Source organism: Nonomuraea sp. NPDC005692 (genome assembly GCF_040631115.1).
In the GTDB taxonomy this organism is placed as follows: Bacteria; Actinomycetota; Actinomycetes; order Streptosporangiales; family Streptosporangiaceae; genus Nonomuraea.
In genome coordinates, this window is the sequence record NZ_JBEXYU010000004.1 from 243,807 (window position 1) to 257,701 (window position 13,895).

The window sequence follows — 13,895 nt, forward strand, 5'->3', positions numbered from 1 at the left end:
CCAGGCGGAGGCCGTGACGCCCGTTAACGGATCGTGGACCCGATCGCTGTCGGATCTTGATCTCGGGATGGCAGCCTCTCGACCCGTGACCTCTTCAGCAGGCGAGCACGCCGACGACCGTGTCCCCGTCCAAGTCCCTGTACTCAAGGCGTCCGACGCGGGCGACGGCGACCCCGCCTCGGCGGTACGGACGACCGGCACCGTCGCCGTCTGCCTGGGCCTGGTGCTGGCGGTGCTCACCATCGTCAGGCCGTGGCAGGACGAGCCCACCGCGTGGCTGCTCGTCTATCTGGTGATCGCCCTGGGCGGCTTCGCCCTGCGCATCGAAGCGGCCGTCCGCGCCCGCCGCTGACCGGACCTGCCGGTGTACGAAGACCGCGGAGAACCCCAGAATGGGGTCATGCGCCAGGAGATCGACCGGAGCAGGCTCAAGGTCACCAGCAGGAGGCAGATCGCGGAGTTACGGGCTCGGCGGGCTCGCGAGCGGGAGTGGCGTGAGGTGCGCAGGATGGCGCGCCTGTACCGGAAGATCCGTTTCGTCGCGATGATGATGATTATCCCCGTCGCCATGGCGGTAGGAGCCCTGCGGGCACTCGGCGTCATCCCGCCGTTGTAGCCGTAGGACACCGTCCGCTTGCCCAACCAGGAGTCGGTCATGCATTTCGGCCCCACCGTGATCCTCGCGCTGCTGGTCGTCCTCGTCGTGGTGGCGCTGGTCGTGGGAGGGATCGTGGTCGCCGCGGTGAGGCTGCTCAACCGCGGCCGCCGGTGAACCCACCCCCTCCTGAGGGGGTGCGCCCAAGCGGTGCCCGGTCGATTCCAGCTCAGCCGCTCCTGCGGGTTGGCGGTCCGTGGTCGCGAGGCAAGTGGTTTGTAGATTCTTTTCTCCTTTTGGGCAGATAAGTCCGGCCCGTGAGCAGCGCAGATAAGGTGTGAGTGAGTCGTCTCACAGAGTTCCGATCAGCGCCTTAACCAGCTCTTACGCCCCTCTTGGCACCCTTGAGCCATAGGGACTTGAGGGAGATGACAGATGAACGCGAACGAGCCTCGCGAGCAGGGCACCGGTGGGTGGAGCCAGTTCGGCGCCACCCCGCCGGCCGCCGGGGGCTTCCCCCGGCGGGACACGATCGTCATGGAGCAGCCGCCTCCTCCTCCGCCGTCCACCCCCGTCAAGGCGCGGCTCAACGCCGGGCAGAAGGCCGTCGCCGGGCTCGCGCTCGCCGCGATGGCCATCGGCGGCGGTGTCGTGGGAGCCGCCGTCGCGACCGCGTTCCAGCCCGAGCCGCAGCAGGTGGTCAGCGCGCCGAGCCCGGTGCTCAGGGCCGCCTCCAACCAGCTGTCCACCGCTGAGGTGGCCGAGCGGGTGCAGCCGTCGGTGGTCATGATCCAGGGGCAGACGGGCGAGGGGTCGGGGGTCGTGCTCTCCGAGGACGGCCTCATCCTCACCAACAACCACGTGGTCGTCGGCGCCTCGCAGGGCGGGGGTCAGATGACGGTCAAGTTCAGTGACGGGAAGACGGCCAAGGCCAAGGTCGTGGGCACCGACCCGGCCACCGACCTCGCGGTCATCAAGGCCGAGGACGTCTCGGGGCTGACCAAGGCCACGCTGGGCGACAGCGACCAGCTCAAGGTCGGCGACGACGTGCTGGCCATCGGCAGCCCTCTCGGCCTGGACGGGTCGGTCAGCAGGGGCATCGTCAGCGCCCTGAACCGTACGCTCAAGCTGGGCGGCGAGCAGCGTCAGCAGCTCCCGCCCGGTTTCGGCGGCGAGCAGCAGCAGAGCCCGGTGGAGGGCACCACCATCGGCGACGTCATCCAGACCGACGCCGCGATCAACCCCGGGAACTCCGGCGGCGCGCTGGTGAACGCGGCGGGCGCGCTCGTCGGCATCAACACCGCCATCGCCTCCGACGCGGCCGGCGGCGGCGTCGGCTTCGCGATCCCGGTCAACACCGCCAAGCAGGTCGCCGAGCAGCTCATCAAGAGCGGCAAGGTCAGCCACGCCTTCCTCGGCGTGAGCGTCACCGACGCCACCGGCGACGTGCCAGGCGCGCTGATCCGGCAGGTGACCGCGGACAGCCCGGCGGCCAAGGCCGGGCTGCAGGAGGGCGACCTGATCACCAAGATTGGGGACACACCTGTTGACTCAGGCGATACGGTTGTTGGACAGGTCAGAGGTTTCAAACCGGGCCAACAGGTCAAGATCACATATATGAGGGACGGTCGGTCCGCGGAGGCCACCGTCACCCTCCAAGAGAAGAAGTAAACACAAGGACCCCCTCCCGGAGACGGGTGTGCCGTTGAGATCGCTGCGGACTCGGCGGCACACCCCCCCATCAGGCGAAACGCCGGCCCTCGTCGCGGCGGTAGGCCCACGTCGCGGCGGCCGCCGCGATCACCGTCCAGACGCCCAGCATGATCAGCGCGATCCCGTCCGGGCGGGCCCCCGAGATGGCCGCCCAGATCAGCTCGGCCGCGCCCCTGGACGGAACGTACGGCGAGACGGCCTCCACGATGTCCGGCAGGATCTGCGGCGGCAGGATCAGTCCGCCCACGATGGCCACGGGGAAGAAGACGATCTGCGCCACCGCGAGCGCCGCCTTCGACGGCAGCGTCAGGCCGAGGAACAGGCCGATCAGCATGAACGGCACCCCTCCGGCGACCAGCGCGGCCAGCCCCAGGGCCAGCCGGACCGGCGTGATGACCGCCTCGGTCAGCAGGGCCGCGACCACCAGCACCGGCACCACCGACAGCAGCATGAGGACCACCGTCGAGACCATCCGCCCGGCCAGGCGCGGGAACGGTCCGGCGGGCAGCGTGCGGGTGTAGGGGTCCCAGGGCTGCTCGCGATCCTGCGAGACCGACGCGCTGAGCCCGATCACCGCCGAGGACATGGCGCCGAAGAACATCAGCGCCCCCGTCGCCGACGTCGCCGCCGCCGGGTCGCCGCCCGCGAACGGCACCACGAACGCCAGCATCGAGATGGCCGGGAACATGGAGCTGGCCAGGATCCCGATGGGCACCCTGAACTGCTCGACGAGCTGCAGCCGGGTGTGGGCCACGATCAGGCTAGACATGCGCGCTCTCCTTGGGGGGCGAGGTCGAGGTGATGGTGAGGAAGGCCTCCTCCAGCGTGGTCGGCCTGACCTCCAGCCCCGAGAACGGGGTGCCGCTGCGCACCAGCTCGACCACCAGCCGGTCGGGGTCGGTGGTCAGCAGGCTGACGCGGCCGTCCTGGCGTTCGGTGCTGAGCACGCCGGGCAGCTCGGGCAGGTCCTCGGCGTCGAGCGAGACGCGCCGCACCCCCACCATGTCGCGCACGGCCCGTACGGTGTCGTCGGCCAGGACGCGTCCCTGGCCGACGACGACCACGCGCTCGGCCAGCGCCTCGATCTCCTCCAGGTAGTGGCTGGTCAGGACGACCGTGCCGCCTTCGGCGTGGAAGGCCTGGATGCCGTCCCAGAGGGTGCGCCTGGCCTCGACGTCGAGGCCGGTCGTCGGCTCGTCCAGGAACACCAGGCGCGGGCGGCCGGCGAAGGCCAGCGCCACGGCCAGGCGCCGCTTCTGCCCGCCGGACAGCCCGCCCACCTGCCGCTTGACCAGGTCGCTCAGGCCGAAGCGGTCGAGCAGTTCGTCCTTGCCGAGCGCGTCGGGGAAGTGGGCGCGCACGAAGTCGGTGATCTCGCCGACCCGCAGCGACTCGGGCAGGCCGGTCTCCTGCGGGGTGACGCCGATGCCCCGGCGCGTCACGGGGTCCTGGGGCGAGCCGCCGAACAGCTCGACCGTGCCGGAGGTCGGGCGGCGCAGCCCGACGAACAGGTTGATCAGGGTGGACTTGCCCGCGCCGTTCGGGCCGAGCAGGCCGACCAGCTCGCCCGCCCGGATGTCGAGCGAGACGCGGTCGAGCGCGAGCACGTCCCCGTAGCGGCGGGTGACCTCCACCGTTCTGGCCAGGGCCGTCATGGGGTTCCTCCAGCGTTGTCGAGCAAGGCGCGGATCGCCTTGGTGTAGTCCTCGAAGGCCAGCCGTCCGCGCTGGGTGAGCGCGACGTACGTGACGGGGGTGCGGCCCTTGTGGGTCTTGGTGATGCGGACGTAGCCGGCGTCCTCCAGCTTGGTCAGGTGCACCGAGAGGTTGCCGGCCGTCATCCCGAGCAGGTCCTTCAGCGAGGGGAACGCGATCTCGTCGCGCCCGCCGAGGGTGTTGAGCGTGGCGACCACCCGCAGCCTGGCCTGCGCGTGGATCACCGGGTCGAGCTCGGGGACGGCCCCGTCGGGGCTCACATCCGCCGCCGCAGCACGACGCCGGCCGCGATGTAGCCGCCGCCGGTCAGCACGGCCGTCAGCAGCGCGTGCCAGCCGGCGCCGAGCATGACGCCCACCCCGTTGACGACCGCCGTCCACACGCCGACGAAGAACATCGGCCAGTACGTCCAGATCGCGCCGCCGGCCATGTAGAGCAGCGCGACGAGCATCATGAATCCGCCGCCCCACAGCAGGCCGCTCTCGGTGGCGGGGAGCTGGGGGCTGAAGCGGATGGCGAGCACCGTCATGGAGACCAGGCCGGCCATCCAGGCGTAGCCGTACATCATGCCCTTGGCCGAGGTCTCGCCGCGGACCTGCGCCCCCATCTTCACCATGCCGAAGATCGCGATCGCCCCGGCCAGCGACATGCCCGCGAACAGCACCGTGACCGCCTGCGGGTGGGAGATCGGCGCGTAGGGGACGCCGTCGAGGCCGTAGTGCAGGAACAGCGCCGTGAAGCCGAGCAGCCAGGCCACGCCCCAGGGCACGTAGAGCAGCACCGGGTCGCCGTGCAGGCGCCGGACCGTGGCGGTGCGCTGCTGCTCGATCAGCCGCAGCGTCTCCTCGGGAGTGCGCGCTCGATCGTCGTCCACCATGCCAACTCCTCTTACCTGCAAACAGGTTTGCATCATAAACCTGATGGCGACGCAAACTCAACACGAGGGCGAAAGGATCGGCTAGCGCCTGGTCAGCGCCTCGGACTCCCACAGGTCGCGGTAGTAGCCGGGCACCGCCACCAGCTCGTCGTGCCGCCCGCGCTGGACGACGCGGCCCTCGTCGAGCACCACGACCTCGTCCACCGACTCCAGGCCCTTGAGCCGGTGGGTCACCAGCACGGTGGTGCGGTCGCGGATGACGTCCAGCAGGTCGGCCATCAGGCGGTCGGCGGTCTCCTCGTCGAGCGCCTCGGCGGGCTCGTCCAGCAGCAGCACGGGCGGGTCGTACAGCAGCGCCCTGGCCAGGGCCAGGCGCTGGAGCTGGCCGCCGGAGACGGTCCTGCCGTCCTCGCCGAGCTCGGCGTCCCAGCCGGTGCGCTCGACCCACGGGCCGAGCCTGGCCTCCCGCACGGCCGCCGCCAGCCGCTCGTCGCCGGCGTCCGGCCCGGCCAGGCGCAGGTTGTCCCGCAGGGTGGTGCGGAAGATGTACGGGTCCTGGGTGAGGCCGGTCATCAGCGTGCGGACGTCGTCGCCGGACAGGTCGCGAAGGTCGGTCCCGTTGACGCGCACGCTTCCCGACTCGGGCTCGGCCAGCCGCATCAGCGCGGCCAGCAGCGTGCTCTTGCCCGCGCCGCTCGGGCCCACGATCGCCACCCGGCGGCCGGGGGTCAGGCGCAGCGAGACGCCGTCGAGGGCGGGCCTGGCGGCGCCGGGGTGGCGGACGACGAGGTCGTCGACCTCGACCGTCAGGGGAGCCGACGGCACGGGCGCGGGCGCGGCGGGCTCGGTGACGGCCGGCGCCGCGGCGCGGACCTCGCGCAGCCGCCGGATCGCGGCGGTGATCCCGGCCATGCGCTCGCCCGCCGCCGCCAGCGGCAGCACCGGCTCGAACGACACCAGCGCGGTCAGCGCGAGCACCGCCGTGGCGACGGAGCCGGCGCCCGCCCCCTGGGCGAGCAGCACGATGGCGGCCACCGTCAGCCCCTGGGCCAGCGTGCCGACCGCCAGGGCGGCGGCGTGCACGCGCGACTGGCGGCGCTCCAGCGCGGCCAGCGCCTCGTCGGCGGCCAGCGCGCCGGACAGCGCCCGCTCGCCCGCGCCGTAGGCGGCCAGGTCGGCCGAACCGTGCACGAGGTCGGCCACGCGGGCCGCCAGCGCGGCCCTGGCCGGGGCGATCCGGGCCGACCAGCGGCGCGCGGCGGCGGCGGTCGCGGCGGGCAGCAGCACGCCCGCCACCACGAGCCCGGCCACCAGCACCAGCGCGGTCAGCGGCAGCACGAACAGCCCGATGGCGACCGCGGCCAGCCCGGTCAGTAGCGCGGCGGCGGCCGGGAGCAGCGCGCGGACCAGCAGGTCCTGGACGGCCTCGGTGTCGTCCACCATGCGGCTGAGCAGGTCGGCGCCGCCGTGGCGGGGGCGCTGGGGCGGGACGAGCGCCTGGTACAGCCGTTCGCGGGTGCCGGCCTGGGCGCGCAGGGCCACGTCGTGGCCGGTGAGCCGTTCGGCGTAGCGGAAGACGCCCTTGCCGGTCGCGAACGCCCTGGTCGCCACGATGGCCACGGACAGCGCGGCCAGGGACGGCTGCTGCGCCGCCCGGGTGATCAGCCAGGCGGCGGCCGCGATCAGCCCCAGCCCGGCCAGGTCGGCGGCCGCCCCGGCCAGCACGGCCCAGGCCAGCCGGGTGCCCATGCGCCGGTTCATCGCGTGCTCCCCTCGGGAAGGGAGGCCACGCTCTGCGGCTCCCGGTGACCGTCGCCGTCGTGGCCGCCGTCCGGACGGGCCGGCCGGTCGCGGGTGGTGTCGGAGACGACGCGGCCCTCGTGCACCCGCACGATCCGGTCGGCGAGGTCGATCATCGCCGGCCGATGGGCGACGATGACGGCGGTGCGCCCCCGCGCCAGCTGCGCGGTGGCGGCCACGACGGCGGCCTCGCTGCGGCCGTCGAGACGGGCGGTGGGCTCGTCGAGCAGCAGCGCCGTGGCGTCCGGGCGGCAGAAGCCCCGGGCCAGCGCCACGCGCTGCCGCTGGCCGGCCGACAGGTTCGCGCCGCGCTCGCCGACCACGGTGTCGAACCCCTGGGGCAGGTCGTCCACGAAGTCGGCGTGCGCGGCGGCGGCCGCCCGCCGGACGTCCTCCAGGGTGGCGCCGGGCGCGCCGAGCCGGATGTTGTCGGCCACGGAGGTGGTGAACAGGTGGGGCCGCTGCGGCACGTACGCCAGGGCCGCCCGCCAGCTGTCCAGGTCCAGCTCGCGCAGGTCGGCGCCGTCGACCAGGACGCGCCCCTCGGACGGGCGCAGGAAGCCCAGGACCAGGTGGAGCAGCGTGCTCTTGCCGCCGCCGCTCTCGCCGACCAGCGCCACCCGCTCGCCGGGCGCGATGGTGAGCGTCACGTTCTCCAGGGCGGGTTCGTCCCTGCCGGGGTAGCGGACGGTCACGTTCTCCAGGCGGATCTCCGGCGCGCCGTGCCCGTCGTACGGGCGGGCCGGGCCGGGCGGGTCGCCGGCGGCCTCGTCAAGGACGGCGAAGGCCGCGTCGGCGGCGGCCACCCCCTCCATCGAGGCGTGGAAGCGGGTCCCCATGGCCCGCAGCGGCAGGTACGCCTCCGGCGCCAGCAGCAGCACCAGCAGCGCCGTCGTCAGGTCCAGCGAGCCGCCGAGCAGCCGCAGCCCGATCGGGACCGCCACCAGCGCCAGCGACAGCGACGCGCACAGCTCCAGCACCAGCGACGACAGGAACGCCACCCGCAACGTGCGCATGGTCGCGCTCCGGTGGGCGTCGGCGACCTGCCGGATGACCGTCGCCTGGTAGCGGGCCCGCCCGAAGGCGCGCAGCGTGGGCAGCCCGCGCACCACGTCGAGGAAGTGCCCGCCGAGCCGCGACAGGGCGTGGAACTGCCGCTCGGTGACCGCCTTGGTCGTCATGCCGACCAGCGCGCCGAAGACCGGGATCAGCGGCAGCGTGACCAGGACGATCACCGCGCTGCCCAGGTCGGCGGTGAACAGCCGGACCAGCACGGCCACCGGCACCACGGCCGCCACCGCGATCGAGGGCAGGTAGCCGGTCAGGTAGGCGTCGAGGCCGTCCAGGCCCCGGCCGGTCAGCGTGACCAGCTCGCCCGACCGGTGGCCGGTCAGCCTGGACGGGCCCAGCTCGCCCAGGCGGGCCAGCAGCCGGTGGCGCAGCGCGGACTTCACGCCCGTCGCGGTGCGCCCGGCGAAGACGCCCTGCGTCCAGGCCAGCAGCGCCCGTACGCCCACGACGGCAGCGAGCGCCCCCAGCGCGGCGGCGGTGAACCGGCCCGACAGCACGCCGGCCAGCAGCTCGGCCTGCGCGAGCACGAGCAGCCCGGCCAGCACGGCCGCGACCATGGTGACGGTCAGGTGGCGGCGCACCGAGCGCTCGGCCCGCATGAGCCGCAGAAGATCCTTGTGCACGTGGCCTTCAGAAGAACGAGGGGAGTGGGACGGCGCCCTTACCTGGCCGGAAAGTCCGCCATACCCATACTTGCGCGCCCAACATGATCGGCGCGAACGGCAACGCCATGACACTGAGCACATTCAACGTAGCCGCCGGCGCGCTGTGCTCCAGCAAGTACGGCATCGCCCCCGCCAGCAGGCCGATCGCGGGCAGCGCGGCCACCAGCCCGGAGAGCAGCAGCGCCCGCCCCGACCGCACGGCCCCGAACGCGCCCGGCTCCCGCCAGGCCAGGAACGTCCAGCCGTGGAAGGCGAACAGCAGGGTCACCAGCACGCCCAGCAGCACCCCGACCGGATGCACCGGCGAGGAGGCGAACCCGGTGGCGGCGGCGTGCAGCGCCATGCCCCACCCGAACGACAGCCCCAGCGACCCGAACGCGATCATCGCGTCCCAGAAGCCGCGCCACCTCGCGCCGTCCAGCCGCCGCCGGAACCACAGCCCGGCGTCGCGCACGATCCAGCTCAGCAGCATGGCCACCACCAGCGGGTACAGCCCGAACAGCACCTCGCCCTCCAGGCGCGGGTACACCCCGAACAGCGTCCCGGCCACCGCCACCAGCCACACCTCGTTGGCCAGCACGACCGGCGCCATCGCGGCCACCATGCGGTCGCGGTTGCCGCGCGTCCTGCCCAGCACCGGCAGCAGCAGGCCGACGCCGAGGTCGAAGCCCTCCAGGGCGAAGTACCCGGCCAGCAGCACCGTGAAGAACAGGAACCAGATCACTTCCATGTCAGCACTCCTAGTAGCTCATCGCGGGGGCGGGCTCGGCGCCGGCGGGGAGCGCCCCGAGGTCGAGGTCGCGCGGGCCGCGCCGGACGACCCGGGCGATGAGGACGTAGTCGACGACCGCCAGCAGCCCCAGCACGCCGGCGAACCCGATCAGCGAGGCCGTGACCATGCCCGAGGTCAGGCCGGGCGTCAGGGCGTCGGCCACGGTGAGCTTGTGCCAGACCATCCACGGCTGGCGGCCGATCTCCCTGGCCATCCAGCCCAGGATCGCCAGCACGAACGGCACCGGGGTCATCACGATCAGCACGGGGTGCGTCCACCGCCAGCGCGGCAGCCAGTAAATGAGCGGCAGGAGCAGGAACAGCAGCACGAACCCCAGGAGCTGGCCGATCTCGATCATGAGCCCGAGCGGCACCCCGGCGCCCGTGTCGCCGTCGAACTTGCCCTCCTGGATGCCGCCGAACTGCGCGTACCCGAAGCCCAGGGCCAGGAAGGCGCCGACCGCCGCCACGCCGACCCCCGTGCGCAGCGACTTGGCGAAGAACAGCGTCTCGCGGGTGCGCCGCCGCAGCTGGTACGCGCTGGCCCCGGCCAGCACCAGGCCGCCGGTCAGCAGCCCGGCGCCGATGACGTGGGGGAAGGAGAAGACCAGCGTCTTGTTGGTGAGCAGGGCGCCGAAGTCGACCAGCTCCAGCCGGCCGTTCCTGACCACCGAGCCGGCCGGGTTCTGCAGGAAGGAGTTGGCGACCATGATGAAGAACGCGCTGGCGTACGCGGTCAGCGTCACCAGCCAGATGCAGGCCAGGTGCAGCCATTTGGGCAGCCGCCCCCACCCGAAGATCCACAACCCGAGGAAGGTGGACTCCAGGAAGAAGGCCACCAGCGTCTCCATGGCCAGCGGCGCGCCGAACACGTCTCCGGCGTAGTGGGACAGCCCGCTCCACGACAGCCCGAACTGGAACTCCATCACCAGGCCGGTGACGATGCCCAGGGCGTAGTTGATGACGTAGATCTGCCCCCAGAACCGCGTCATGCCGCCGTGCAGCGCGCTGCCGGAGAGCACGTGGCGGGTGTGCATGAGCGCCACGACCGGCGCCAGCCCGAGCGTGAGCACGACGAACAGGAAGTGCAGGCTTCCCGTCACGGCGAACTGCGTGCGGGCGAGTTCGAGTACGTCCATTCGATCGACTCCGTTGTTGTGTCTATCTACATATAGGCAGCCTACATGTAGACTGGCTACATGGCGAACGGTTGTCTAGGATCTGGAACATGAATCCAGACGCGCTGCGCGGACACATGGACGCGTTGCTGCTCTCGGTGCTGGAGCGGGAGCCGCTGCACGGCTACGCGATCATCGAGGCGCTCCAGGAGCGCAGCGGGGGCGCGCTGAGCGTGCCCACCGGCACCGTCTATCCGGCGCTGCGGCGGCTGGAGCGGGTCGGCTACCTGGCCAGCGAGTGGGCCACGGTGGGCGGGCGCAAGCGGCGCACGTACCGGCTGACCGACTCGGGCAGGAAGCAACTCGAGGGGGAGCGGTCGGCCTGGCGGGAGTTCACCAGCGTGATCGGCGGCGTGCTCCAGGCCGACGCGCGGGCCGACACGCGGGCCTCAGGCTGACGCGGCCGTGGCGGGCCGGCGGGTGCGGCTGACCCGCAGGCAGCGCGTCGCGCCGTAGATCTGCAGGCCCCAGAACGCGGTCGTGACCAGGTTCGCCAGGAACGCGGGCAGGTAGCCGGTCATCGTGCCCGGCCCGGGGGCGCTGTAGGACAGCACGAGGCTCATGGCGCCCCCGACCGGCAGCATGCCCCACACGACGATGCCCAGCGACCTGGTCACCAGGTGCGGGCGGCGGATCCAGCGCGCGCCCCGGCCCAGCGCCAGCAGGGCGATGCCGCCGTACAGGCCGGTGGCGAGCTGGCAGATGTCGAGCAGCTTCGAGACCAGGTGGTACCAGGCCGGACGGCCCACCCACAGCGCCGGATCGGCGGGGTAGGTGCGCCACACCATCGACCACATGAGCGCGGTCAGCGGGACGCTGATGAACAGCAGCAGGCCCAGCCGCCGCCCGGCCACGGCGGTCAGCTCGCTCTGGTAGCCGGGCGCGATCTCGGTGACCGGGCCGAACTCCGCGACCGCCAGCCGCTCGGCCTCGGCGCGGTCGAGGCCGTCGGCCTCCAGGGCGTCGGCGGTGTCGGACAGGCTGTCGCGGGCCTCGACGACCAGGTCGCGCTTCGCGCCGGACGGGCCGGAGAGCGCGCGATCGAGGTCGGCCACGTAGTCGTCGATCCGCATGATCCCCAGTTTACGGAGTGCGCCACCGATGGCCTATCAGGGAAGTCCCCGATATTTCGCCCCGCGACTTGATATGTCGGAAAAATCCTACGTATAGTGTTCGACATGCTGATTTCCGGGATCCTCACCGTCACCCTGCCCGTCGTCGACCAGGCGCGGGCGCTCGACTTCTACACCGGCGTGCTCGACTTCGAGGTACGCACCGACAACCCGTTCCCGATGGGCCGCTGGCTCACCGTCGCGCCCAAGGGCGCGGCGACCGCGCTCCTGCTGGCCTCCTGGTTCCCTGACATGGCCCCGGTCGGCGGGCTCGTGGTGGCCGCGCCCGACCTCGACGCCCTGGCCGCCCGGCTCGCCGCGAACGACGTCGCCTTCGAGGGGCCGAGCGAGCAGGCGTGGGGACGCCAGCTCCTCTTCCAGGACCCGTTCGGCAACGGGTTCGTGGTCAGCCAGGCATGACCGCCGACCACGTCTTCACCGCGCTGGCCAGCCCGGCCAGGCGCGAGCTGCTGCGCCTGCTGCTCCAGGAGGGCCCCCAGCCCGCCGGGCGGCTGGCCGAGCGCTTCGACATGAGCCGGCCCAGCGTCTCGGAGCATCTCAAGGTGCTCAAGGACGCCGGGCTCGTGGCCGAGGCCCGCAAGGGGCGGGAACGGCACTACCAGCTGGAGGCGGAGCCGCTCATGGAGATCCGCGACTGGCTGACCCCGTACGAGAGGTTCTGGCGCGAGAAGCTGACCGGCCTCTCCGCACTGCTCGACGAGATGGAAGAGGACGATGGCTGAAGACCGGACCGCGATCAGGCTGGACGAGTTCCTCAAGCACCCGCCGGCCAAGGTGTGGCGGGCGCTGACCGATCCCGAGCTGATGGCCCGCTGGCTGATGCCCAACGACTTCCGGCTGGAGGTGGGCCACCGGTTCACGTTCACCACCCAGCCGAGGAAGGCGGTGGGGTTCGACGGGACGGTCCACTGCCAGGTGCTGGAGTTCGAGGCGGAGAAGCTGCTGCGGATCAGCTGGAGCGACCGCAAGCAGGCCGACTGGACGGTCACCTGGCGGCTGGTGCCGGAGGGCCGGGGCACCCGGCTGTTCCTCGACCACGAGGGCTTCGACCCCGACGACCCGACCCAGCAGCTCTCCCGCCGGATCATGGGCGGCGGCTGGCCCCGGCACTTCACCGTCATCGACGACCTGGCCGCCACCCTCTGAGCTGGGCTCCTGGCCGTGCCGGGTGGCGTCGGGGTCGGGAACTTCAGGCGGTTGAGTGAATGTGCGGGGCCACTACGACGGAAGCCGGAGGTGGGCCATGACCTGCGCGGCCACCTCGTCCGGCGGGCGGCCGTCGGTGTCCAGGCGCACGTCGCCCGCACCCGCCCGGTCGAGGGCGGCGGCCTCCCGCGCCGCCCGTCCGGCCACGGCCCGCAGCGCGGCCGGGCCGAGCCCCCGCAGCTCGTCGCCGGGCGTCGCCGGGCCGCCCCCCCCGGCCGCGCAGCAGCACCCGTTCCAGCAGCGTGGCGGGGGAGGCGTGCAGCCGGAACACGGTCGGCGTCAGGCCGGGAAGCAGACGGGTGCAGGCGCGGACGGTCTCGTCGGAGTCCGCCCCGCCGGAGACGACCAGGCATCCGGCCCCGGCTGCCCGGTACCCGTCCCACAGCGCGGCCAGGCCGTGTGCCCTGAGCCGGCGGCCCTCCTCCTCGGTGGACGGGCGCAGCGCGGCGATCTGCCGGAGATCGACGTAGGCCGCCCGTACGCCCGACCGGTGGACGCGGCCGAAGACCTCGTAGCCGACCGTCGACTTCCCGGCCGCCGTCGCCCCCGAGAACCACAACAGGGGAACCGGCACACCGGACGCGACACCGTCGTCCCACGCGCCCGGAACGGCCGGGACGGGTGGCGACACGGATACCGGCCCGGGGGCGGCCGGCGGCCATCCGCCCAGCCGGTCGAGCACCAGCCGGGCCGTCTCGGCCACCGTCCGGCCGCCGGTGTCCACGCACAGGTCGGCGTAGCGGCTGCGGTCCTGCGCGACCGCCTCGGCCACGGCGTCCTCCACCAGGTCGGGACGCCAGCCCCGCCCCAGGAACCGCTCCCTCAGCACCGCGTGGGGCACCCGCAACCGGCACACGGTGAACGCCGCGCCGGGCAGCAGCGCGGTGTACTCGCCGACCTCCTCGGGCGTGTCCACGAAACCGGCCAGCACCAGGCAGCGCATCCCCGCCCGCCGGAACCCGGGCCACAGGGCCGCCAGGTTGCGCGCCCGCAGGCGATGCGTGCCGCCCTCCGGCGCCGGATGGCACAGGCCGATCTGGTCGGCGTCGAGGAACGCCGCCCTGACGCCGCTCCGGCCGAGCCGGGCGAAGATCTCCCACCCGGCCGAGGACTTCCCGGCGCCCGTGGGGCCGGTCAACCAGAGCAGCGGCAGCGGATCGGTACTCACCGG

At 72.8% G+C, this 13,895-nt stretch carries 17 protein-coding genes; 7 read left to right on the forward strand and 10 right to left on the reverse strand.

Going from position 1 to position 13,895, the window contains the following annotated elements; genetic code table 11:
- Positions 1 to 85: 85 nt before the first annotated feature.
- The 3 genes from ABZ459_RS11760 (at position 86) to ABZ459_RS11770 (ending at position 2,266) form a co-directional block, all read left to right on the forward strand.
- The gene (locus ABZ459_RS11760; RefSeq protein ID WP_357969072.1) at positions 86 to 352 is read left to right on the forward strand and encodes a hypothetical protein; all 267 of its coding nucleotides are present in this window, start codon (positions 86 to 88) and stop codon (positions 350 to 352) included.
- Positions 353 to 400: 48 nt separating this feature from the next.
- Positions 401 to 616 (forward strand): hypothetical protein, encoded by a 216-nt coding sequence (locus tag ABZ459_RS11765; protein WP_357969074.1) that lies wholly within the window; start codon positions 401 to 403, stop codon positions 614 to 616.
- A gap of 414 nt (positions 617 to 1,030) precedes the next feature.
- Positions 1,031 to 2,266: a trypsin-like peptidase domain-containing protein gene (locus ABZ459_RS11770; protein ID WP_357969076.1), complete on the forward strand. Its 1,236-nt coding sequence runs from the start codon at positions 1,031 to 1,033 to the stop codon at positions 2,264 to 2,266.
- A gap of 70 nt (positions 2,267 to 2,336) precedes the next feature.
- Here ABZ459_RS11770 and ABZ459_RS11775 read toward each other — a convergent pair whose 3' ends face one another.
- From ABZ459_RS11775 to ABZ459_RS11810, 8 genes are all read right to left on the reverse strand, one after another.
- Positions 2,337 to 3,077, reverse strand: coding sequence for an ABC transporter permease (locus ABZ459_RS11775; RefSeq protein WP_357969079.1), 741 nt, complete (start codon positions 3,075 to 3,077; stop codon positions 2,337 to 2,339).
- Positions 3,070 to 3,963, reverse strand: a complete 894-nt coding sequence (locus tag ABZ459_RS11780) for an ABC transporter ATP-binding protein (RefSeq protein ID WP_357969082.1) — start codon at positions 3,961 to 3,963, stop codon at positions 3,070 to 3,072. Before ABZ459_RS11780 ends, ABZ459_RS11775 begins: the two co-directional genes overlap by 8 nt.
- Positions 3,960 to 4,283: a transcriptional regulator gene (locus tag ABZ459_RS11785; RefSeq protein WP_352328377.1), complete on the reverse strand. Its 324-nt coding sequence runs from the start codon at positions 4,281 to 4,283 to the stop codon at positions 3,960 to 3,962. The genes ABZ459_RS11780 and ABZ459_RS11785 overlap by 4 nt, the downstream gene beginning before the upstream one ends.
- The gene (locus ABZ459_RS11790) at positions 4,280 to 4,900 is read right to left on the reverse strand and encodes a hypothetical protein (protein ID WP_357969084.1); all 621 of its coding nucleotides are present in this window, start codon (positions 4,898 to 4,900) and stop codon (positions 4,280 to 4,282) included. Before ABZ459_RS11790 ends, ABZ459_RS11785 begins: the two co-directional genes overlap by 4 nt.
- Positions 4,901 to 4,981: 81 nt before the next feature.
- Entirely contained in the window at positions 4,982 to 6,661 is a 1,680-nt protein-coding gene (gene cydC / locus ABZ459_RS11795; RefSeq protein ID WP_357969085.1) for a thiol reductant ABC exporter subunit CydC, read from the reverse strand.
- Positions 6,658 to 8,394 (reverse strand): thiol reductant ABC exporter subunit CydD, encoded by a 1,737-nt coding sequence (gene cydD / locus ABZ459_RS11800; RefSeq protein ID WP_357969087.1) that lies wholly within the window; start codon positions 8,392 to 8,394, stop codon positions 6,658 to 6,660. Before cydD ends, cydC begins: the two co-directional genes overlap by 4 nt.
- A 7-nt stretch (positions 8,395 to 8,401) precedes the next feature.
- Entirely contained in the window at positions 8,402 to 9,166 is a 765-nt protein-coding gene (locus tag ABZ459_RS11805) for a cytochrome d ubiquinol oxidase subunit II (RefSeq protein ID WP_357969089.1), read from the reverse strand.
- A 10-nt stretch (positions 9,167 to 9,176) separates the two neighbouring features.
- Positions 9,177 to 10,346 carry a cytochrome ubiquinol oxidase subunit I gene (locus tag ABZ459_RS11810; protein WP_357969092.1) on the reverse strand — a complete coding sequence of 390 codons (1,170 nt, stop codon included), beginning with the start codon at positions 10,344 to 10,346 and terminating at the stop codon, positions 9,177 to 9,179.
- Positions 10,347 to 10,435: 89 nt separating this feature from the next.
- Between ABZ459_RS11810 and ABZ459_RS11815 the strand changes: the two genes are divergently transcribed.
- Complete coding sequence (locus ABZ459_RS11815; protein ID WP_357969095.1) at positions 10,436 to 10,783, forward strand: helix-turn-helix transcriptional regulator; 348 nt, start codon at positions 10,436 to 10,438, stop codon at positions 10,781 to 10,783.
- On the opposite strand, the gene ABZ459_RS11820 is transcribed toward ABZ459_RS11815, so the two are convergent.
- On the reverse strand, positions 10,775 to 11,458 hold the full coding sequence (locus tag ABZ459_RS11820) for a permease prefix domain 1-containing protein (RefSeq protein WP_357969098.1): 684 nt from the start codon (positions 11,456 to 11,458) through the stop codon (positions 10,775 to 10,777). The genes ABZ459_RS11815 and ABZ459_RS11820 overlap by 9 nt on opposite strands.
- Before the next feature lie 105 nt (positions 11,459 to 11,563).
- Here ABZ459_RS11820 and ABZ459_RS11825 point away from each other — a divergent pair, with 105 nt between their 5' ends.
- From ABZ459_RS11825 to ABZ459_RS11835, 3 genes are read left to right on the forward strand one after another with little or no spacing between them, the layout of a single operon-like run.
- A complete protein-coding gene (locus tag ABZ459_RS11825) occupies positions 11,564 to 11,917 on the forward strand; it encodes a VOC family protein (RefSeq protein ID WP_357969100.1) in 354 nt (117 codons plus the stop codon).
- Positions 11,914 to 12,240: a metalloregulator ArsR/SmtB family transcription factor gene (locus tag ABZ459_RS11830; RefSeq protein WP_352351750.1), complete on the forward strand. Its 327-nt coding sequence runs from the start codon at positions 11,914 to 11,916 to the stop codon at positions 12,238 to 12,240. Before ABZ459_RS11825 ends, ABZ459_RS11830 begins: the two co-directional genes overlap by 4 nt.
- Positions 12,233 to 12,664 (forward strand): SRPBCC domain-containing protein, encoded by a 432-nt coding sequence (locus tag ABZ459_RS11835; protein WP_357969103.1) that lies wholly within the window; start codon positions 12,233 to 12,235, stop codon positions 12,662 to 12,664. Before ABZ459_RS11830 ends, ABZ459_RS11835 begins: the two co-directional genes overlap by 8 nt.
- Before the next feature lie 43 nt (positions 12,665 to 12,707).
- On the opposite strand, the gene ABZ459_RS11840 is transcribed toward ABZ459_RS11835, so the two are convergent.
- Positions 12,708 to 13,892, reverse strand: coding sequence for a hypothetical protein (locus ABZ459_RS11840; RefSeq protein WP_357969106.1), 1,185 nt, complete (start codon positions 13,890 to 13,892; stop codon positions 12,708 to 12,710).
- Positions 13,893 to 13,895: the final 3 nt, after the last annotated feature.